This is a genomic window from Pseudomonas sp. EA_5y_Pfl2_R50 (assembly GCF_963970475.1).
Lineage (GTDB): Bacteria > Pseudomonadota > Gammaproteobacteria > Pseudomonadales > Pseudomonadaceae > Aquipseudomonas.
The window spans coordinates 16,095-34,971 of record NZ_CAXAPT010000016.1 but is presented as its reverse complement, the minus strand read 5'-3'; the positions used below and the strand labels follow the sequence as shown (position 1 = coordinate 34,971).

General features: G+C 54.8%; 21 protein-coding genes. 12 read left to right on the top strand and 9 right to left on the bottom strand.

The genetic code is table 11. The features are described 5' to 3' along the window. Positions 1-129: 129 nt before the first annotated feature. Complete coding sequence (locus AACY19_RS23515) at positions 130-2,580, bottom strand: penicillin acylase family protein (RefSeq protein ID WP_339453994.1); 2,451 nt, start codon at positions 2,578-2,580, stop codon at positions 130-132. Between the two features lie 235 nt (positions 2,581-2,815). After that, positions 2,816-3,460, bottom strand: a complete 645-nt coding sequence (locus AACY19_RS23510) for a glutathione binding-like protein (RefSeq protein WP_339453993.1) — start codon at positions 3,458-3,460, stop codon at positions 2,816-2,818. A gap of 146 nt (positions 3,461-3,606) precedes the next feature. Here AACY19_RS23510 and AACY19_RS23505 point away from each other — a divergent pair, with 146 nt between their 5' ends. Then, on the top strand, positions 3,607-4,164 hold the full coding sequence (locus AACY19_RS23505; RefSeq protein ID WP_339454061.1) for a cysteine hydrolase family protein: 558 nt from the start codon (positions 3,607-3,609) through the stop codon (positions 4,162-4,164). A gap of 146 nt (positions 4,165-4,310) precedes the next feature. On the opposite strand, the gene AACY19_RS23500 is transcribed toward AACY19_RS23505, so the two are convergent. Then, positions 4,311-4,523: an SEC-C metal-binding domain-containing protein gene (locus tag AACY19_RS23500; protein ID WP_339453992.1), complete on the bottom strand. Its 213-nt coding sequence runs from the start codon at positions 4,521-4,523 to the stop codon at positions 4,311-4,313. Continuing rightward, positions 4,520-5,014 carry an LEA type 2 family protein gene (locus tag AACY19_RS23495; RefSeq protein WP_339453991.1) on the bottom strand — a complete coding sequence of 165 codons (495 nt, stop codon included), beginning with the start codon at positions 5,012-5,014 and terminating at the stop codon, positions 4,520-4,522. Before AACY19_RS23495 ends, AACY19_RS23500 begins: the two co-directional genes overlap by 4 nt. 756 nt (positions 5,015-5,770) lie before the next feature. On the opposite strand from AACY19_RS23495, the gene AACY19_RS23490 reads away from it, so the two are divergent. The 10 genes from AACY19_RS23490 to AACY19_RS23445 all read left to right on the top strand — a co-directional run bounded on the left by AACY19_RS23490 (position 5,771) and on the right by AACY19_RS23445 (position 13,714). Then, on the top strand, positions 5,771-6,451 hold the full coding sequence (locus tag AACY19_RS23490) for a hypothetical protein (RefSeq protein WP_339453990.1): 681 nt from the start codon (positions 5,771-5,773) through the stop codon (positions 6,449-6,451). After that, positions 6,448-6,630, top strand: coding sequence for a hypothetical protein (locus AACY19_RS23485; protein WP_339453989.1), 183 nt, complete (start codon positions 6,448-6,450; stop codon positions 6,628-6,630). Before AACY19_RS23490 ends, AACY19_RS23485 begins: the two co-directional genes overlap by 4 nt. After that, entirely contained in the window at positions 6,627-7,028 is a 402-nt protein-coding gene (locus tag AACY19_RS23480) for a hypothetical protein (RefSeq protein ID WP_339453988.1), read from the top strand. The genes AACY19_RS23485 and AACY19_RS23480 overlap by 4 nt, the downstream gene beginning before the upstream one ends. A gap of 351 nt (positions 7,029-7,379) precedes the next feature. After that, positions 7,380-9,581 (top strand): hypothetical protein, encoded by a 2,202-nt coding sequence (locus AACY19_RS23475; RefSeq protein WP_339453987.1) that lies wholly within the window; start codon positions 7,380-7,382, stop codon positions 9,579-9,581. After that, on the top strand, positions 9,581-9,826 hold the full coding sequence (locus AACY19_RS23470; protein ID WP_339453986.1) for a hypothetical protein: 246 nt from the start codon (positions 9,581-9,583) through the stop codon (positions 9,824-9,826). Before AACY19_RS23475 ends, AACY19_RS23470 begins: the two co-directional genes overlap by 1 nt. Further along, on the top strand, positions 9,823-10,029 hold the full coding sequence (locus AACY19_RS23465; RefSeq protein ID WP_339453985.1) for a hypothetical protein: 207 nt from the start codon (positions 9,823-9,825) through the stop codon (positions 10,027-10,029). Before AACY19_RS23470 ends, AACY19_RS23465 begins: the two co-directional genes overlap by 4 nt. Before the next feature lie 456 nt (positions 10,030-10,485). After that, positions 10,486-11,691: a hypothetical protein gene (locus AACY19_RS23460; RefSeq protein ID WP_339453984.1), complete on the top strand. Its 1,206-nt coding sequence runs from the start codon at positions 10,486-10,488 to the stop codon at positions 11,689-11,691. A 55-nt stretch (positions 11,692-11,746) separates the two neighbouring features. Further along, entirely contained in the window at positions 11,747-12,583 is an 837-nt protein-coding gene (locus AACY19_RS23455; protein WP_339453983.1) for a DUF4393 domain-containing protein, read from the top strand. A gap of 238 nt (positions 12,584-12,821) precedes the next feature. Then, complete coding sequence (locus tag AACY19_RS23450; RefSeq protein ID WP_339453982.1) at positions 12,822-13,037, top strand: hypothetical protein; 216 nt, start codon at positions 12,822-12,824, stop codon at positions 13,035-13,037. Between the two features lie 113 nt (positions 13,038-13,150). After that, complete coding sequence (locus tag AACY19_RS23445) at positions 13,151-13,714, top strand: recombinase family protein (protein WP_339453981.1); 564 nt, start codon at positions 13,151-13,153, stop codon at positions 13,712-13,714. Positions 13,715-13,999: 285 nt separating this feature from the next. Here the strand turns inward: AACY19_RS23445 and AACY19_RS23440 are convergent, their stop codons facing one another. From AACY19_RS23440 to AACY19_RS23420, 5 genes are all read right to left on the bottom strand, one after another. Continuing rightward, the gene (locus AACY19_RS23440) at positions 14,000-14,551 is read right to left on the bottom strand and encodes a Rap1a/Tai family immunity protein (protein ID WP_339453980.1); all 552 of its coding nucleotides are present in this window, start codon (positions 14,549-14,551) and stop codon (positions 14,000-14,002) included. Continuing rightward, complete coding sequence (locus AACY19_RS23435; RefSeq protein WP_339453979.1) at positions 14,535-14,813, bottom strand: hypothetical protein; 279 nt, start codon at positions 14,811-14,813, stop codon at positions 14,535-14,537. The genes AACY19_RS23440 and AACY19_RS23435 overlap by 17 nt, the downstream gene beginning before the upstream one ends. Before the next feature lie 479 nt (positions 14,814-15,292). Next, positions 15,293-16,957, bottom strand: a complete 1,665-nt coding sequence (locus tag AACY19_RS23430) for a recombinase family protein (RefSeq protein WP_339453978.1) — start codon at positions 16,955-16,957, stop codon at positions 15,293-15,295. A 16-nt stretch (positions 16,958-16,973) separates the two neighbouring features. Then, positions 16,974-17,453 (bottom strand): YchJ family protein, encoded by a 480-nt coding sequence (locus tag AACY19_RS23425; protein ID WP_339453977.1) that lies wholly within the window; start codon positions 17,451-17,453, stop codon positions 16,974-16,976. 4 nt (positions 17,454-17,457) lie between these two features. Continuing rightward, entirely contained in the window at positions 17,458-17,955 is a 498-nt protein-coding gene (locus AACY19_RS23420) for a DUF6231 family protein (protein WP_339453976.1), read from the bottom strand. A gap of 199 nt (positions 17,956-18,154) precedes the next feature. Between AACY19_RS23420 and AACY19_RS23415 the strand changes: the two genes are divergently transcribed. Next, entirely contained in the window at positions 18,155-18,850 is a 696-nt protein-coding gene (locus AACY19_RS23415) for an OmpA family protein (protein WP_339453975.1), read from the top strand. Positions 18,851-18,877: the final 27 nt, after the last annotated feature.

Genomic DNA, 18,877 nt, shown 5'->3' with positions numbered 1-18,877 from the left:
CGACTTTTTCAGGGGGGACGCAAACCAATGTGGGAGCGAGCCTGCTCGCGAAAGCGGTTTAACTGACACATCTATTCTGACTGTGCCTGCGTCTTCGCGAGCAGGCTCGCTCCCACAAGGGAACGGCGCTTATTTGCCGGGGGTGAGGGTCAAGCGGGTTTTGCCGTAGACCCGATCAAAATTCTGCGGCTGCATCGGCAAACCGATGTACTGCCCCTTCAGCCACGCATCGATGCCATTGAGGTAATTGGGGCTGACCGGGTTACCCGACTGCCCCGTACCGTTCTGGCCCATCAGCGGTTCGGCCTGACCGAAATCGACGATAAAGCGCATCGACGGCGCGCGGGTCGTGGTGAAGTCCTGGCCCCAAGCGAACGCCGAGGTGTTCAGCGTGGTGTGGTCGCCGCCGGCCGCCAGTGGGCCACGCACGGTCTGGCCATTGCTGTTTTTCCACGTATAGCTGTGCAGTTTGCCCCATTGCCAAGCGCGATGATCGCCGCCCAACAGACTGTCGCCCGCGGTAATCGCTGCGGCGAGGCTGCGCGCAAGCATCACGGCCTTGTCCTCTTTCTGCGGGGTGCGAATGTCATCCCAGAACGGACTGTCCTCGCGGCCCAACAGGTGATCGGCTTGCGCTGCGTAGGACAAATCGCCGTTGGCGATAAACGCTTTCCACGCCGGGCTCGATTCCGGACCGAGTTCGTCGAGGAAAATCTGCTTCATGCTTTCCTGCAGGAACAGTTCGTAGATCGCTGCGTCGGCGGAGGTCGGGCTGAGTTTGCCGTCAAACGCCATCAACCGCGTAAACGCCTCGCGGGCCTTGCTGCGCTCGGCTTCCGGCAGGGCATCAATCGCCTGTTTCAGCGGTTGCTTCATGCCCGGCGCGTCGAACACCTTCTTCAATTTGGCGGCGAAGCTGGTGGTCTGGTCGTACTGCATGGCGATCACGCTGCGGCTGTCGTGCCTGGCACCGCCGGCCAATTCGGCGAGACGCTCACCGCGTTCGGGCGCAGCCCAGGAGTTGGACAACTGCATGCCATAGCCGTGAGGAATCACGCGTTGGTTCGCGGTGCCGAGCCAGCCTTGCGCCGGGTCCTGATCGTAGGGATGCAGCATCGGGTCGGCAAAACCGTCCCAGTCGTAGCGACCTTCCCAGCCCGGCGATGGCAGCAGGCCTTCGCCTTCACGGCGGTTCGGGAAGCGACCGGTGACTTGCCAGCCAATGTTGCTCGCATCGGCGAATACCAGATTCAGGGCGATGGCGCGGATTTCGCGACTGGCGTCCGAAGCGCGTTCAACGGTTTGTGCGCGGGTCAGATCAAAAAATGCATCCAGCGACTTGTCGTCGGTGAAGCCCGGCGTCTGCAAGGCCAGGCCGAAACCGTTGCCTTGGGCCGCCGCCTGGGCGCTGTTGAGCAGCGCGCCGTGGCGGGTTTCGTACACCGCTTCGCGGATCGGTCGCTGACCTTTGACGAAATAGGTTTCGTTGCGCACACCCAATGGCTGCCATTTGCCGTTGACCTCGTAGGTCAGGCTGTTGCCCTGGCGCCGGATTTTTTCCAGAAACAGGTCCTGGTTGTCACCGAGCACGCTGGTCATGCTCCAGGCGACTTTGCCATTGAAACCGCCGAGCACCAGCGGCAGGCCGGCGACGGTGACGCCGGCCGCCTGATATTTCGGTGCACGGATCTGCACGAAGCTCCACAGCGACGGCGCGGCCAGCGGGCCGTGGGCATCGCTGGCAAGCATGCTTTTGCCGCTGCGGCTGCGTTGCGGGGCGATGGCCCAGTTGTTCGAAGAGGTGGAGCCCAGCAGATTCAGGGCCGACAGTTGCTGGCTGGCGTTGCTCAGCTCGGTCAGCCCCGGGATCTGCCCGTTGAGCCTGAGCCCTTGCAGCTTGTCGGCCTCGGCCAGCGGCAGGTTTTCGTCAGGTGCCGTTGGAGTCAGCCAGGCGAGCTTGTCGCTGGTCACGGTTTGCGCGAGCACCAGTGAGGCGATTTCTTCCGGCAGGTTGGCCGACTGACTGAAATTCAGCAGGGCGAAAATCAGCGCCGAATCTTCCGGTTTCCAGTATTCAGGCTTGTAGCCGCTGGAGGCCAGATCGCCTGGCAACCTGTCGGCGTAGCGGAACAGATAGGCGTTGACGCCCCGCGCGTAGACTTCAAAGAAGCGCTTGAGTCGTGGCGACGACGCCTTGTACAACTCGGCGGCGCTTTTCTTCAGGTTGACGGCGCGCATGTAGCGGTCGGCGTCGAGCATCGATGCACCGGACATTTCCGCCAGACGGCCCTGGGCCAACAGGCGCAGGGTGACCATCTGATTGATGCGGTCGCTGGCGTGCACGTAGCCGAGGCTGAACAGCGCGTCATGGAAGGTGTTGCTTTCGATCAGCGGCATGCCCATGGCATTGCGGCGCACCGAAACATTCTGTGCCAGGCCCTTGAGCGGTTGTACGCCGGAGGTCGGCGGCAGGGTGTCCTGGGCGTTCCAGGCCTGGCAACCGGACAGGCCCAAAACACCGGCCACTGCTGCGGCAACGCCGAACCGGGGAAGAAAATGAGTAAGGGCTGGCGAGGCCATGGCAAAGCTCCTGCGGGGGTGTAGAGGCTGGGGGCGCAATAAAGCCGCTACGTTAGTGAGCAGGAGGTGGCCGCGCAAGCGGGGCGAGAGGTTATTTCTTCAGTTCTCGACGATCGCTCCCACGCGCAGCCAACGATTCCCTCATCGGACGCTCTGCGTTCGGCTTCGAAGGGACGCAGAGCATCCTTACTGCATTGCTTTGCTGCGCGTGGGAACGATCAGATATCAGGTCCAGTCAGGACTTCGGCGGGTTGATCTTCTGCACCAAGGCATACGCCTTCACCGTCGCCGGGCGATCCTTGATGTGGTTGAACCAGCGCTGCACATGCGGGAAATCTTCGAGGTTCTGGCTTTGCCACTTGTGCGAGACGATCCACGGATAAATCGCCATGTCGGCAATGCTGTACTCGCTGCCGGCGACGAAGTCGTTATTGGCCAATTGTTTGTTCAACACACCGTACAAACGTGCGGTTTCATCAATGTAGCGCTTGAGCGCGTAAGGAATTTTCTCCGGCGCGAACTGGCTGAAGTGATGATTCTGCCCGGCCATCGGGCCCAGTCCGCCCATCTGCCAGAACAGCCACTGCAACACTGTTTGCCGGCCCCGCAGATCCTTGGGCAGGAACTGACCGGTTTTTTCGGCGAGATACAAAAGGATCGCCCCGGACTCGAACATCGACAACGGTTCACCACCGTCCGCCGGCGCATGATCGACAATGGCCGGGATGCGGTTGTTCGGCGCGATTTTCAGAAAGTGCGGCTGGAACTGCTCACCCTGACTGATGTTGATCGGATGCACGTTGTAGGGCAGGCCGGCTTCTTCAAGGAACAGGGAGACTTTGTGGCCATTGGGGGTGGTCCAGTAATACAGGTCGATCATGGAGAACTCCAAAGCAGAAATGGACTTGCGTGCGGACAGCAAACGCCGGCGTCAGGTGATCCTGTGTGCGTTCGATAGCTTGCTTAACAAGAACAGGTGATGCTGAACTGCGCAGAATTCAATGACATCGCGTGAGAAAAATCGCCATGGAGCTTCAGGCCAACGCTGCACTGATCATCATCGACCAGCAAAAAGGCATTCTGCAGCCGCGTTTGGGGCGGCGCAATAATCCGCAGGCGGAAGAGCGAATCCTTGATTTGCTGGGGCTTTGGCGGCGTAGCGCAAGACCGGTGATTCATGTGCAGCACCTGTCGCGTGAGCCGGATTCGGTTTTCTGGCCGGAGCAGGACGGGGTGGAATTTCAGCAGCGGTTCTTGCCGCGAGGGGGCGAGTGGCTGATTCAGAAGCAGGTGCCGGATGCGTTCTGTGCCACCGGGCTGGAGTCGCGATTGCGTGAGGCGCGGATCGGGCAGTTGATCATTGTCGGCGTGGCAACGAACAACTCGGTGGAGTCAACGGCGCGCACGGCGGGCAATCTGGGGTTCGAGACGTGGGTCGCGGAGGATGCGTGCTTTACCTTCGACAAGGTCGACTATTTCGGCACGCTGCGCACGGCTGAAGAAGTGCACGGGATGTCGCTGGGGAATTTGCAGGGGGAGTATGCGACGGTGGTGAGTGCGGTGCAGGTATTGGCGGCGGGCTGAAATTGTTGGTGAATGTGCGGCCCTCTTCGCGAGCAGGCTCGCTCCCACAGTTAATGGCATTCCTGCTGAAAGAACGCGGTCAACTGTCGGAGCGAGCCTGCTCGCGAAGGCGTCAGGTCAGGCGAAGTGATTTTTCGCCCAGGGCATCACGCCCCGTGGCACTTCTTGAATTTCTTGCCGTTGCCGCATGGGCAAGGATCGTTGCGGCCGACGTCTTTCAGGGCGTTGCGCACCGGTTCCTGGTGGGCGTGGCCGCAGTTCGGGCCGTGTACGTGGCCGTGGTCATGATCGTGATGATGGTCATGATCGTCATGATCGTGGTTGCAGTCAGGACCATGGACATGAGGTTGCTGGGTCATCGGTGTTGCTCCGGAATTAAATCGGCGGGGATTATCACGCCATTGCGCTCAAGGTGCACGTAGTGGGCGATGAATAAACCGGTTTCCATCTCGCCCTGCAAGCGATAGGGAATCTGCTGGTTCGAACTTTTCAGCATTTTCACCACGTCTTTTACCCGAGGCCACAGGTTGGTGCGGATCGGCACTTTGAAATAGGCACTGCGCTTCGGTCCGACGGTGAACCAGTGTTCATGCTCGCCCTCGACCAGCAGCAGGTCGGCCAGATGAATTCGGTATTCGAGGCCGCGCACAGTCAAGTCGCTGTCATTGGGGTTGTCGACGCGAAAGTGCAGGATGAATTTCTGCTCAAGCAGTTTGGCCCGCACCACTTCGACTTTCACCAGATGCACGGCGGGTTCGACGCTGTCATCGCTGAACCATGACGCACAACCGTCGAGGTTCAGGATCAGCATCAGAAGAAACAATCGCAATATCTGGCGTTGACCGAGCATCGTGTAACTCCCTTTGCGCTCCAGTCTAGTCGCCGCGGCCTCTAAGCGCCGAAGTATCCCGCGCAGCACTTCTTGATGTGTTGCAACAATTCACTACCGGCAGCCGGGACAACGTTTCGCCTTTTGGTGACCCGTGTGGAAGCATAGCTGGTTGAACTCCACGTGGAAGCAGCCTGTGCCGCTCGTGCCGACCAAGCCGGGGCGGTGGTTCGTGTGCAGTCAAACGAGTGTTTGAAAGTATTTTAAACTTGGCACAGAAAGTGCTTGCAATTCTTGAGAATTATGTTATAATTGGCTTGAGGTAGGGAGGTTTTTTCATCTCTACCAGCTTCAACCTCAATCCAGAATATCCAACCGGGCCAGCCGCCAAGCTGAGTTCGGTTTTGTCGTTCTGAGATTTGAATTTCCAGAGCGTCGAGACAGAACCAGTCGCAGTCTGTGTTGTGTTTCACGAAGACCGAGCTTATGGCTTCTCAGACCGCTGACAGAGCGGTTGGTCGAAACTCTGTCACCTTGGCTGACTCCATTCAGTGGAGCTTTTTCCACCGTTGCAGCGCGGTGAGCCGGATGCTGTAGAGGGGGTTTGCTTAGATTTCCCCCTCGACCCAAATTCGTACTAAGTGAAAACTCTTGGGAATGCTCCTACATCCCCTTTTAGGCTGAGTCCTTGAAACGCTCAGCCTTTTTTCTGCGTTTAATCCAGTTCCGTTTCACTCACCGTCAAATCGTCAAACAACTTCGCCCATAGGAGATTCCATGGCACGTATCGTTATGCGTGCATGTCGCAACCCGTCATGCACTAAAGGGGACTTCCCCAGTTCCACCGCAAGAGCGGCTTACTGTTCGTCAGCTTGCCGATTGATCCATCACAGACAACAAAAGAAAGAACAACAATCCCAAACCCAAGAGGTAACACCAATGGCTACACCGTCTCAATTGTTCCAACCAGATGCAGCGCATCTAAAGCGTCTACAAGACTTCGAAGTGGGGCAATACAAAACCCGTACCCAATGTAATGTCCAAGGCAAAGAGCAGCTTGGAATCATGGAAGAATTCGAGGTGCAAGGATTGCAACAAGCACTCGACCTGTATGCCGAATTGACTACCGTGCAAGGCTACCGGGCGACAGGAGAAATCGCTCATCTGCCTAAGCTGATTGCAGGGCCAACAGTCGATTGGTTAATCCTTTCCTTGCGTAAACCAGAATCACAGGTTGAACAAGAGATCGCTCAAATTAAGGCTGACGTAGAAGCTACATACCTTACCCAGCTCGCCGATGCTAAAGCTGCTTGTGTGGCTAAAGAAGTTGAATCGCTACTGGCTGGCGAGAAACGCAGAAAGCAACAGGCCGAGTTAGATGCTAAGGCAACACTGGAAGCCGAGGAATATGCTCGCGTTGAGGCCGAAGTGTTGGCAGCTCTTGGAGGTAAACAATGAGAAGCCGCCTTGATACAGCAGTATATGCGCAGTTGAAAATGATGTTCGCCAGTTTGACCGAAGACGAAGAGCTTTCTCTTACAAAGGATCACTACGACGCTATGGTCTTTGAAGCTTTCATAGCTGGTGCACGCGCTGTATGTAGTTTGCCATTGGATGAATTGAGAGGTGCACAATGACCAATAAAATTGATCCGAGCACTCTATCTGGCACTGAACTCCTACTACGCCAAAGGTACGCAAAACATACACTTCTGCACCAGCCTCTACAAGCTCCTGTAAGCGCCTCTAACGCTGAGTCGCTACATACGCATAAGCAAGCCAGCAAAGTGTCTCCTGTAGGCTCTCAGGAGGTCGTATATAAGTCTGCAAGTGGTCGTACTGGTGTGATTACTGTTTTGATGGATTCGGCTAAGTATGACGACGCTGATATCACCAAGGCTTGCGCTGAGTTTAACAAGGCTTATCCCGCAGAGATGAGTAACAGCTACCAACTGCCCTGCACCTATGAAGGCATCCAAGCCGGAAGCTGGGTGTTTATCGAATACCCTGAGGAAACTAATGGATCAAACAAGTAACACCGTTACACGGCTGAATAAAGCCGCTCACCAGTACCACGCAATCTTCACAGTACACCCTTCCGCAGCAATCTCTACTCGTGATTTCATGTCACAGTTTGCCGACTACGCTAATCGTTGGCACGGCCACCCGGTCAAAGTTGTTTATACGTGGACACGCCACGAATCAGGAGCGCTCTTTTACGCACTCACTGGAACTCGTTCTCTCCTGAAAGCATTTGAGTCCTATCTTGGACACAGAGAAGTTGCATTCCACATTGAGCACTACGGCCATAGGCACACGGAGTTTGAACGAGATGTCGCGCTGTTGTTTCATCCGGTGCATGGATATCACGGAGGAGGGAGCAGCCGATGAACACCGAGATCATTGCCAAGCTCGTTGGCCTTCTCCAGTTTCAAGTGGATGTTTCCGGCCTCCAGAGATTTGAGCGTGGCCTAGCCCAAGCACGCCAGAAGATGGCGGCGCTGTCTCGTGAGGCTGATGCACTGAGCAAGAAGCTTGGCACCAAGATGGGCATCAAGGTCGATAGCGCCGGACAAGAAAAGCTAGCCAAGACTGTAAGAGCCAACCTCGACAGAGAGTTGAAGCTTGAAAACGCTGTGCAGCGTACACGCCGCGCCACGTTCACCGCTGAGCTGGCAGGGCAGAAACTCATCAACCTTCGTCAGAAAGAAGGGGCTGCGATCCAGTCCCAGGCTCTCCGCGACAAGATCGCTCAAGCCGTTCTAGATGCCAAGGCAGCCAAGGCCGAAGGGGAGCGCTTGAAGGTGTCAGGTGCAGCTCTTAAGCAGGCTCAATCCATTGAGCAGCACAAGGCCCGCCAAGCTCGCTGGGAAACGCTCTTGGGTCAGCAGCAACAGAAGACCGCCATCTTGCAACAAAAGCAATTCCAAGCAATGACGGCCACCCAGAGAGCCGAGTTTGCATTGCAGCAGGCGAGAATCCGAGGTCATAGGGCAGCAGAGAAATTCGCTGCGTCACAAGAGGCTGCAAAGCTTCGTGCCCAGCGTCTCGATGTTAGCCATGCCCAGAAAGCGCAGCGTTTCGAATGGGCGCAGGCGAGACAAACAGCTTGGGCCGCTAAACAGGCTGAGCCTAAGTCCTCTACAGGCTTCATGGGGCTTGGAACAGGTGCGTTGGCCCTAGGTGGTGTCACCGCTGGCCTAGCTGCAATCGTGGGCGCTGTAAGCGCTCTTGGTGACCGTCTCGCTGCAACACAGACCCGAGTGTCAGAGAGTCAGCAGTTCTCGAACATCTTGGAGCAGGCAGCAGGTAGAAACCCTGCGAACAAGGATTTCGCAAAGTCCGAATTCCTTCGAATCAGCCAGAAGTACGGCACCGCCGTAGACAATGATTCAGCCAAGGACTACCGCACCTATCTGCTGGCTCAGATGGCGCGAGGGAAGTCTATCAGTGCTGCAACTGCTGACTTTGAAACAACGATGTCAGCATACAGAGGGGCGGGTTTGACACGAGACGAGCAACGTCGAACTTCCCTGCAATATCAACAGGTTAGGTCGAAGACAGTCGCCGATCGCGAAGACCTAAATACCTTCTCTGAAAGCGCCCCTTTGCTGGTGGAGCCTATCCGCCGAGCTTGGGCTGAGCGCAACAAGCATGCCCTTGATGCCAATTTAGAAAAGGATTTCAGGGCTAGCACCAAGACAGGCAACTTGAAGGCTATCGACTTTGAAAACGGTATCAAGCTGTTTGTGAAGGAGAGCGCTGCTGCAATTGAAAGGCAGAACGGGAGCATCGATGCAAACTCTACACGCTTGGCCAACCAGCGATTCCTACAGCAACAGGGTCTAGACCAGAACCCCGAGTTAATCGGTGCAATCAATGATCGAATCCAAGCCGAATCCGAACTGACAGAGGCAATGAAGCCTCTTAAGGAAGCAGCGGTACAGGCTGATATCGCTCTTAACAAAATGGCGGCTTCATTCTTTCGGTTCACCTTCGGCAAAGACGAAACGCCAGAACAAGCCGCGAAGAAAGTAGATTTGTTTTCCCCAGAGCAACCAGCTATCGATGTTAGTGCATTGAGTTCACCCCAGCCATCTACCGGGTCGAAAACTAAAGATCCGATCAGTGTTTTGTATCGCTGGCTTACTAACACTCCTGATTACGATGAGGGGCCAGCTAGCAAAGTTAAGACGCTGGAAATGAATACGCTAGGCATGCAATTTTCGAAGCTGGATTTGTCCAAGTTTGGTATTACACCACCAGACGAAACAGGGCAGATGAAACAGTTCCGTCTGCCGCCTACTTATACAGCCGCAGATATCATGGAAGCATCGGCTCAACAACAGCGTAAGCAAACAGCATTGCCTAGTGATTGGATGTCGCCAGATGATCCCAATAACGGGCGTATTGTCCAGCCTGCTGAAAGCAAGATTGATCAAAGTCACACCGAGGTCAATGTCTCTGTCAATGTGGATGCTCGTGGTATGGATGCCGCCGAAGTGAAGCAGCTCTCGGCTGAGACCTTCCATGATGAATTCAATAAGGTATTGCGTACAGTTCGTGCTGACCAGACGGAGATAGAGTAATGAAGCCCATTATTCAAACCATCATCTTCGCCTGTGTCTTACAGATCTTGGCGGGCGGTGTGTTCACCACATACATGTTGGATCGTGCAAGTGTTCTATCCCGTGACTACACCGACAATGCACTACGACTTCAATATAACCAGTTGCAACAACAATTCAGTAACGAACGGGAAGGGATGCATGATTGGGTCGATAAGCGACTCAACCTAAGGCTTTCTCAGCTCCCCAAGGAGAATAAGCAATGAAATACGATGAGATCGCCAACCAAATAGACTATAGGGCCGCTTGCGGCCTTTATGTTGCTGAGACTTACGGTGAGGCTGTAGTGCATCAACTACCGACGGTGCTGGATACGCTGTGGTCGTCCCTACTCGCAGGTGCAACTGAGGAACTTGCTCAACTCAATATTCTGAGTGATCACCGTCTACAGGTTCCAGAAAAAAAGTAACACCCTCCTATGTATCTGAGTGATTCCTCAGTACATCGCTGCAGGTCAAGTAACTCAAGGGCTGTAATCCTTTTTCAGTGGACATCTAACGGTGTGCGTAAGCACACATTTCAATCCATTCCCGGAGTAATCAGTATGCCAAATCCATTCGAATTCACATCATCAGGGGCGGCGTTAACCGCTGCCATGAGCCTAATAGGAACATCCCGTAAAAAATACATCGTCCAACAGGTTGTTAACCATCTTGGTCACCTTCGTTGGGTTGTCACACACCCGGACGGAAGTCCAGCCATTCCATATGAGGCGCTAATCGCATGAAAGTATGTACGTGCCGTAATTGCTCTACCCAGTTTCATACACCGAAGGTGGAAGCCTTCTGTAGTGGTCAATGTCGCCACGCTTACAGCGTAATCAATCCCAAACCAACACATCCTGCTAACCGAGACGGAGCATTTAATGACAACAGCAACACCGAACAAGAATAAGGCAGAGCGCCGCCCTACATGTCCTCATTGCAAAACACGTTTCCGCACCACCAGCATCACAGCCATCTACTGCACACGTGAGTGCAAACAGAACGCCGCCACCGCCAAGAAGCGCGTCAGATACGCTGAGAAAGCGAGAGACAGTGCCTTCTTCCAGACTCTGGCCTTTGAAGCTCAACGTGCCGGAACGCTGGAGGTTTTCACCGGCCTTGATGCTGAATCCCTCGCTGACCTTTACCACCTGTACGCATTCAAGCTACGTGCAAACCGCTTCGGCGAAGCCAAGGATTTCGAGCTGTCACACATTGCTCCGTCACAGGGAGAGGACACGGTAGGTCTCTACCATCCACGCAACCTAACTGTGGCACCCAAGGACATGAACAGATCCCACGGCACCCGCCACTACGGTCACGGCCTGAGCATTGATCGCAACAAGCTCAACCCACGTCACACCGTTGAGCGTGGGGAAACACAAAAGGCAATCGTGCAACGCATCATCAAGTTCATTGGCCCTGACGTAGTTGCCCAAGCGTCGAAGCTTGCGGGTATGCAGCCATCCAAGCGCGTCACAGTGTTGACCTGGCTCCGTGCCCACCTTGACCCGAGTAACAGCCAACACCACACATGGCTAACAAGCCTCGACACCATGACAACTAAGGCTCTGACAGCGCTTAAGGCCAGTATCGAGGGTAAGGAAGGATGTGATTTCAAGATCACCACCCGTGCCTACACACAGTTTGAAGTGTTGTATCGGGAGCTTGAGCGCCATGCTCAACACCGCCCGGAGCTGGCCCAAGTGGTGAAGGTGATCCATGTGGCAGCGGGGCATTTCTTTAGTAGCTGGTCAGCCGATGTCATTTGCTCTCGGTCAATCGATGAGTTGGTGGGTTGGGTGCCCGCTAACTTCATGTCACTACCCGAGCTACAAGCCCTGTTCGATGTGCTGCACGGCAAAGATGTAGATGCAATTCGCCCGATGCTGGAAGCCTTCGCAGAGCGTCACAGCGGAGCTGTAGAGCGTATCCCGCCATACATGCCAATCGTGTTCAAACCTCAGCGCCCGGCAAGGGTAGTGGCAACGGTGCAAAGCCCCCTCAGCTTCGCTGCCGAATTAGACGCTCATTTGATTACGCCTGAGGTGATTCCTGTGCTGCATTTCGCCAGACCCACTGTCTGAGATTCGCAGGACATGGCATTCTGCCTTACAGAGTATTCATGATCAGGAGCAGGCAATGGGTGGGGAAGCTGGCGATGACAACAAGGTCAAGGACACCATTGATGCTGTAACTGGCTTGGTGAAAGCTATTCCAATTTATGAGGACGCGATCCAACCCGTGGCCAAGCAGGTCGGTAAATCCTTGGAGACGGTAGGTAAGGCAATTAACGTTGCCCTTGCCCCTGTTGGTGCGTTGGTTTGGGGCTATGAAAAGTGCCAAGAGTTCATATCGACCAAGGTTGCAGACCGCCTGAAAAATGTTCCACCTGATGACATCATCACGCCAAAGCCGAACGTGGCTGGCCCTGCAATCGAAGCTCTACGTTACACCGGCCACGAAGAGTCGCTGAGTGACATGTACGCCAATCTTCTTGCCGCTGCGATGGACAAGAACACGGCTGATGGTGCTCATCCAGCGTTCGTAGAAATCATTAAGCAACTGACTCCCGATGAGGCCAAGCTGATCGCTTATTTTATGAGGCGTCAGGCATTTCCTATTGTGTCGGTTCGGGCGGACAACAAGGAGGCGGGGCAGGGTGGGTATGATGTTGCGGTGAATGTTTCCTTGTTTGGTGAAAAGGCAGGGCTTGCTCTACCAGATCTTGTCCCCTCCTATTTAGATAATCTCTCTCGTTTGGGATTAATAGATATTAGAGCAGTTTCATATTCGGATATGACTCATTACGATGAGTTGGAGAGTTCTGGAAAGCTGGCCTCTCATAAAGCGGAGGTAGAGTTGTCAGACCACATATTCCATCTGGTGCGTGGAGGTGTTTCAGTCACCAACCTTGGCAAACAGTTTGGAAGGGTCTGTGTAAATAGACATCAGGAAACTCCTGAAAACCCTGCTTAAACCCAATTTAACCCTGCGTGCAAGTTGATCTATCTGAAGTACATAGTTGATAGCTTTTGGCTATGATTTAGCATTTCCGTGGGCTGTAGCTGAGCTGAGCCTAGCTGGAGCTACAGATCGCCGGTTCATTTTCGTCAAACAGTGCCAAATGTGAGTTTTTTGCAAAACCACGCCACTCAGCCCCAGCCTACCCAGAGCTGCGCTACGATTCCTGCACCCCTCTCAAGGACGACCACCAATGACCACCCAGAATCCGGCTGTAGCAATGGCCGACGCGCTGACGTTGATCCTCAATCAGCAACACGGAATCGCAGCGGCGATAGAAGAACTCGCCGGATGGATTGCCAGCCAAGGAGGGAGCGTTGCCGCCGACAATGCCTTAGCAGCGCTCGAAGGATTGGATTTGCACGCCAAGGCCCTGACCGATGCAATCAACCAAGTGCGAAATGCTTGATGTATTCAAATGAGTACACCCTAGTGACCACTTGTCGGTGAATACAAAATCCGTATTCAATAGGGTTGTTTTCGGCATATGAATACACCCATACTCACCACTCCTAGAGTTGAATGAATACAGGAGTGAGGATTTTGGCAAATGTAGGGTACATCCGGGTTAGCTCGGTCGATCAGAACACGGCGCGTCAACTTGACGGTGTAGCCCTTGACCGCATCTTTGAGGATAAGGCCAGCGGCGCAACAACCGACCGCCCCAAGCTTAAAGAGATGCTGGAGTATGTCCGTGAAGGCGACACCATCCACGTCCACAGCATTGACAGGTTAGCCCGTAGCCTTGCCGACCTACTCGACTTGGTCAGCAGCTTGAAAGCGCGTGGTGTGAGCTTGAACTTCCACAAGGAATGTCTCTTGTTCACCAGCGAAGTGAACCACACCCAAGACCTCATGCTAGCCATGATGGGTGCAGTTGCTCAGTTTGAGCGTGCAATCAGTAAAGAGCGTCAGCGTGAGGGCGTCGCCAAGGCGAAAGAGCGTGGGGCTTACAAAGGTAGAGTCAAGTCAATCGACGATGAAACTATCCGCGCTGCAATGGCGGAAGAGGGTGCATCATTCCGCAAGGTGGCAAAGGCCCTTGGCGTAAGCCTGAGCAGCGTGCAACGTGCCATGAAGAACTAGTCTTGCTGAGACAGTCCATCAGCCCGCCTAGAGCGGGCTTTGCTGTCTATGTCAGCTCGCATCGTCTCTAGGATTGCATGCCTCTGACGGCGTCTGAGAGCGCTACAGGGCGTCAGGTTATTTCTACTTTTTCAGCGTTTGGATAAGCCCCTGTCGCATGCCGTTAAGCAATGCGGGCAAGACTGAGATAGTTACGCCAGCCTTATTTTTTCACCATGAATTCGAAGCGCTGCACCAGTTGCACTTGTCTCGGCGGGGCGGGCTGGTTTCGGGAAAACGGTTCGGTCACTTACAGGGGAAGGCTTCTTTAAAGGCAAACATAGTGACCGCTGTTTGGTTTTCGCTGAGTTGGTTCGGATGATCGTCCAAATACTTGATGATGATCTTCGCGCCCTGAATATTGCTCATCCCGCTTTCTTTCCAACACACCTGAGCCTTACCTGCTGGAAGGGCGGTTTGTAAGACAGCGATGGTATTTTTCACGCCCTCAATCAGCCCTAGGCATAGCCCAACTCTCAACATATCGGTGCCGGGAGGGATCGTACTGCTTTCACTTACCTTCAATGCTTCCTTGCAGTTTCGGTACAAGTTTTCAGCAGTGCTTGTTATAGGCGCTGCCTGAGGTGCTGTAGTGTAGAGCGCGATCAAGACGGGTAAAGTTGCCCATGTTTTCATTTCAAAATCCCTGTCATAAATACGACAAGGATACAGAGCTGGTTTGCACGGTGCCATCCCATCACACATTGGGCCAGGTGCTTTTTCCTGAACATCGGGCTCATAGGTGTTGGTAAAAAAAGCCCCGTTTCCGGGGCTTCGTCGTTTAGTGGAGGGTTCCACCGTTGAGATTCATTTCAAGCCATTTGTTCACGTCCGAATCCCCGTGACCGACAGTGCTAGCGATCTTTGAGACATAAAGGCTCTCATCATGCTCGATGTACGGTTTGAGTCGTTTGAAAATTTCCTTCGGTGAACAGTCCGTCCGAATTACGAAGACGGATGGCGTAAGCCGTGTCGCTGAGAATTTGTAGATTTCAGCGATCAGCTGTTGACGTTTGACGCCCAGTTTTCCTGCGTTGCAGGTGATCAGTAGTGTCGGCATGGCCGATATCTCCACGAACATAGCATTGGTTTTGCCAGCCCGTTGGGATACATCGACCGTTATTAACGATTGCCAAATGCTTGTACATTTGGCTCAATGAGTTACCCAACAGGACTGACGATTCATTTCGGTTTTAGGTTCTGTATTGGTGCGGGTGGATACGGCTTTAGTTGTGGCGACCGATACCGTATTCACCTGCAAGCTTTACTTCCTTCCCCAGCCTCAAATTTGAGGCCCAAAATAGCCGCAAGCCCTATATGTAGGGTTTCTCTCGCTGGCAACCTCAAGATAATGCGTTTTAGGGGTAGCTGCAACGTACTGCCTGTGGATAAACCTATGCGTAAATTGTGTAAGAAATCTGGAATTCCCGTGTAGGCCGCGAACCTGCTGAGCTAGACCGTCTGTCACTGTCTTTTCGCCTGTAGAAATGTTCGCGAAGTTTTTTAAGGGCGCGAACGCTATCACAAGAATTCTTGCTTTCAGCGGCGCTGACGTTTCATTTCTGGTACGGCTGGTACTTTGATTTCTTTCATCCAGTGCTTCGCCGCCCGTTGCCATTTTGGCGAATCGCCGTGCAGCTTTTGCAGTTCGTCAAAAGCATCCGATGCGCTGTCGATCCGAATCCGCTTATTGGTATGGGTGATAGCCCCGATGACTGACGGCTCTGATCCATCAGCCGCAGTCACACTGATCAAATACGTTTCATTACAGCGTCCGTTCTTCCGAACAAAGATTTTCGTACCTAACCGTTTAGTCAGGTTGTTCGCTGCTGCACGTCCTTCGAATGACGTTACGTCTAGCTTCTCGAAGAAATCGGATTTGCTCACCACCCGATCAACCGCCATTTGCTCACGAAGTGTGTCTTTCTCTGCGTCTACAGCCACAAGTTGGCTTTCCAGCTCTTGCAGCAGTTTCGCCGTTGTCCTGCTGGGATATTCGTTATGTGCATCCTCAGCGGCTGTAAACTTGGCTCGCAGTTCTTCACCGCGACCCTCCGCAACGTCCAGCTTCTTACGTATGGCCCCTGAACTACCTTGAACAAGGCTCAATGAATCCAGCTTCGCGAGGATTTCCCGAAACACTGCTTCGGTGCGTGTGGCGCTGACAACTCCCGCGCTGCACATTCCCCGGATGCTGTGGCTGCACTTGTAATACTTGTGGCCTCTCTGGCTTTGCAGGTGCATGGCAGCCCCGCAGTCGAAGCAAAAGAAGATGCCCGCCATCACATTGAAGTTGGTTGTCTGTTTCGTGATCTTGTGCAGTCGCCGGGAGCCTCGTGCAGCCTGTGCCCGGTAGAAGGTTTCTTCATCCACTACAGCCGGGAAGAAGCCTTTGATGGTGTCGCCATCTGGCGTCCTGACGCCATCGATGAAGACGTGCGGCTGATACTCGCCCAGCGTGGTGCGGCTATCTAGGATGTGGCGAACGGTGCTGAATCCCCAGAGGCCGGAGAAGTTCTTTCGCCCCGCAGAGAACGCCGGTATGCCTTCCTGATTCAGCGTGGCTGCAATGTTGCGTGATCCGTGGCCTTGCGTTGAGAGATCGAAGATCCGTCGCACCACTTGAGCATGGTCAGGGTTTAGGGTGTAACCATCTGGAGTGACATCTAGCCAAAGTGGCCTGAGCTTTCCTAGAGGCTTGCCGGTAGCGCGAGCATCAGCCTGTTTCTTCCGCCACGCAGATGAAACCCGGCTTCCTTTGGTTGCGCTCTCTTCGTGCGCCCTAGACATGCTGATTATCGATACGAGCAAGTCAGTCACGTCGAAGTCTTTTGTGTAGAGCCGCTGATCTAGGCTCGTGAAGACATTGATGCCCTTCGCAAGCAGGTCGAGGAAACGGGGTAGGGCATCGCGCACTTTTTCCCGGCTCAGCCTGTCTAGCGATTCGATGACAAGGAAGCTACCGGTGGGAATGGTGCCGTCCTCGACATAGCCGAGAAACCGGGCTAGCTCACTCGTGTCATCAACGTGCTTACCTTTGTAGGCAGAGCGCCCGGCATCGAAGAACAGATATTCCTTTGGGTCTGCGAGTTCTAGCCCTTTGCTTGCGGCGAATGCCTTGGCTGCTTTGGTTTGGCGCTCGTAGCTGTCACCTGCTGACTGCTTAGCACTACTAAACCTGACATATGAAAATACCTTCGCCATCGTACTACCTACTGATTCAAGATCCTTGTAGGTAGTTGTAGCAGCATTTCTTGAACTTCTGCCCGCTGGCGCACGGGCAACTGTCATTGCGCCCCAGCCTCAACTGCACCGTCGGATCGATGAAATACCAGCGTCCGGTGTTCTGCACGAACGAGGAGCGCTCGCGGTGACTGTGTTCACCCTGATCGTCGTGCCAGCGCGCAGTGAAGGTGACGAAGGCGTGCTCCGGTTGCCCGCCGAACACTTCCGAACTCTCGACCTCAAGGCCGAGCCAGGTACTTTGCGCGCTCCAGTTGCTGATCGACTGACGATCCAGTCCGGCCTGCTGGGCGGGCAGGGTGGTCGCCACCAGGTAGTCGATCAGGCCGAGCACGTAGGCGCTGTAGCGCGAGCGCATCAGGGCCTCGGCGCACGGGGCCGGGTGGCCTGCGTGATAATGACCGCAGCAGGCATCCAGCAGATTGCCGCTGCCGCATGGGCAAATGGCTGTACTCATTGCATCACCACCAATACTTTCCGAAGTTTTCCGGATTGGCCCAAAAGCGCGAATTGAGCCAGTCAGGGACTTGTTTGTAGTCAAGCAGATCGTAGGTGAACAGGGTCAGCACCTGGTCGTCGCGCTGGAAACGCTCGCTGGCCTGCAACGCCAGCGAATAGAAGTCGGTTTCCTGCCAGCCGCTGGCCGTCAGATCCGCCAGCACGGCAATGCGACTGGCGTTGAGATTGCGAATCCCGCCTAAAAGGTTCAGGCCATCGCGCTTGGGCAAATGTTCCAGGCAATCGACGACCAGCGCCAGATCGAAGCGTTGCGACGCCAGCTCGGCGGGCAATGCACCCGGTGCGCCGTGCGCAACCACGGTGTCGGGGTGCGCGTCTTTGAAAGCGCTCAGGGCCGGAAACTCGCTGGCACCGATCAACAGCAGACGCGCCGGGGCATAGCGGTCCAGCAGAGCAGCCAACGCCTGTTGTGGCGTGCGGGAAGAAATGGCGACGTTCATCGAAGCTCCTCAATCAGACCGCCAAGACTAGCCTGCCTGACTGCGGCGGCAAAGGGCCCTGTTTCGCCGGTTTGCGGCAAAAGTGCGAAAGTCCTGTGAACGCGGTCGCAAACAGCGGTGGCCTATTGCTGGCGGAGATTAAAACTCCGGTCTTTACTCCCTGAATCGGTTCTAAGCCGATCCCTCAGGAGAAAACCAGATGAGCATAGTTCGGACAGCATTACCCTTGATTCTGCTAACCAGTGTGTTGACTGGTTGCGCAGGTTTGCAGAAAACCGACTGGCCGACCTGCGCGGCGGTCGGTGGTGTTGTCGGTGCCGGTCTCGGCGCGACCGAAAGTTCGGCGTGGGCCGGCTACGGTGCGTTGCTGGTCGGCGGTACCGCAGCGGCATATTGCTGGGTACACGGTGATGGCGACGAAGACGGCGATGGTGTGCCGGACAGTCGCGACAAGTGCCCGGGCACGCCTAAAGGCGTACAGGTCGACGCTGATGGTTGCCCTCCACCAGCACCTGCACCTGTGGTCGAAGAAGCTGTAGTGGTCAAGGAAGAAACCATTGTTATCCGTGATGTTCACTTCCAGTTCGACAAAGCCACGCTGACCGGTCCAGACAAACAAGTGCTCGACAAAGTCGCCACTCGCTTGAAACAGGAATCCTCGACTGCGCAACTGACCGTCACCGGTCACACCGACAGCGTGGGCAGCGATGCCTACAACCAAAAACTGTCGGACCGTCGCGCGCACTCGGTGGTCAAGTACCTGGTTGAGAGCGGCGTACCGCAAAGCAGCTTCGTTTCGGTGACCGGCGCCGGTGAAAGCCAACCAGTGGCTGACAACAAAACCGCTGACGGCCGTGCACAGAACCGTCGTACCGAAATCAAAATCAACCGCTAGGCCTCTCGCATCCGCGGCTTGTGCAGT

Bases quoted from the DNA above. Each gene is read 5' to 3' on its own strand.
- AACY19_RS23515 (WP_339453994.1), bottom strand. From the start codon at position 2,580: ATGGCCTCGCCAGCCCTTACTCATTTTCTTCCCCGGTTCGGCGTTGCC.
- AACY19_RS23510 (WP_339453993.1), bottom strand. From the start codon at position 3,460: ATGATCGACCTGTATTACTGGACCACCCCCAATGGCCACAAAGTCTCC.
- AACY19_RS23505 (WP_339454061.1), top strand. From the start codon at position 3,607: ATGGAGCTTCAGGCCAACGCTGCACTGATCATCATCGACCAGCAAAAA.
- AACY19_RS23500 (WP_339453992.1), bottom strand. From the start codon at position 4,523: ATGACCCAGCAACCTCATGTCCATGGTCCTGACTGCAACCACGATCAT.
- AACY19_RS23495 (WP_339453991.1), bottom strand. From the start codon at position 5,014: ATGCTCGGTCAACGCCAGATATTGCGATTGTTTCTTCTGATGCTGATC.
- AACY19_RS23490 (WP_339453990.1), top strand. From the start codon at position 5,771: ATGGCACGTATCGTTATGCGTGCATGTCGCAACCCGTCATGCACTAAA.
- AACY19_RS23485 (WP_339453989.1), top strand. From the start codon at position 6,448: ATGAGAAGCCGCCTTGATACAGCAGTATATGCGCAGTTGAAAATGATG.
- AACY19_RS23480 (WP_339453988.1), top strand. From the start codon at position 6,627: ATGACCAATAAAATTGATCCGAGCACTCTATCTGGCACTGAACTCCTA.
- AACY19_RS23475 (WP_339453987.1), top strand. From the start codon at position 7,380: ATGAACACCGAGATCATTGCCAAGCTCGTTGGCCTTCTCCAGTTTCAA.
- AACY19_RS23470 (WP_339453986.1), top strand. From the start codon at position 9,581: ATGAAGCCCATTATTCAAACCATCATCTTCGCCTGTGTCTTACAGATC.
- AACY19_RS23465 (WP_339453985.1), top strand. From the start codon at position 9,823: ATGAAATACGATGAGATCGCCAACCAAATAGACTATAGGGCCGCTTGC.
- AACY19_RS23460 (WP_339453984.1), top strand. From the start codon at position 10,486: ATGACAACAGCAACACCGAACAAGAATAAGGCAGAGCGCCGCCCTACA.
- AACY19_RS23455 (WP_339453983.1), top strand. From the start codon at position 11,747: ATGGGTGGGGAAGCTGGCGATGACAACAAGGTCAAGGACACCATTGAT.
- AACY19_RS23450 (WP_339453982.1), top strand. From the start codon at position 12,822: ATGACCACCCAGAATCCGGCTGTAGCAATGGCCGACGCGCTGACGTTG.
- AACY19_RS23445 (WP_339453981.1), top strand. From the start codon at position 13,151: ATGAATACAGGAGTGAGGATTTTGGCAAATGTAGGGTACATCCGGGTT.
- AACY19_RS23435 (WP_339453979.1), bottom strand. From the start codon at position 14,813: ATGCCGACACTACTGATCACCTGCAACGCAGGAAAACTGGGCGTCAAA.
- AACY19_RS23430 (WP_339453978.1), bottom strand. From the start codon at position 16,957: ATGGCGAAGGTATTTTCATATGTCAGGTTTAGTAGTGCTAAGCAGTCA.
- AACY19_RS23425 (WP_339453977.1), bottom strand. From the start codon at position 17,453: ATGAGTACAGCCATTTGCCCATGCGGCAGCGGCAATCTGCTGGATGCC.
- AACY19_RS23420 (WP_339453976.1), bottom strand. From the start codon at position 17,955: ATGAACGTCGCCATTTCTTCCCGCACGCCACAACAGGCGTTGGCTGCT.
- AACY19_RS23415 (WP_339453975.1), top strand. From the start codon at position 18,155: ATGAGCATAGTTCGGACAGCATTACCCTTGATTCTGCTAACCAGTGTG.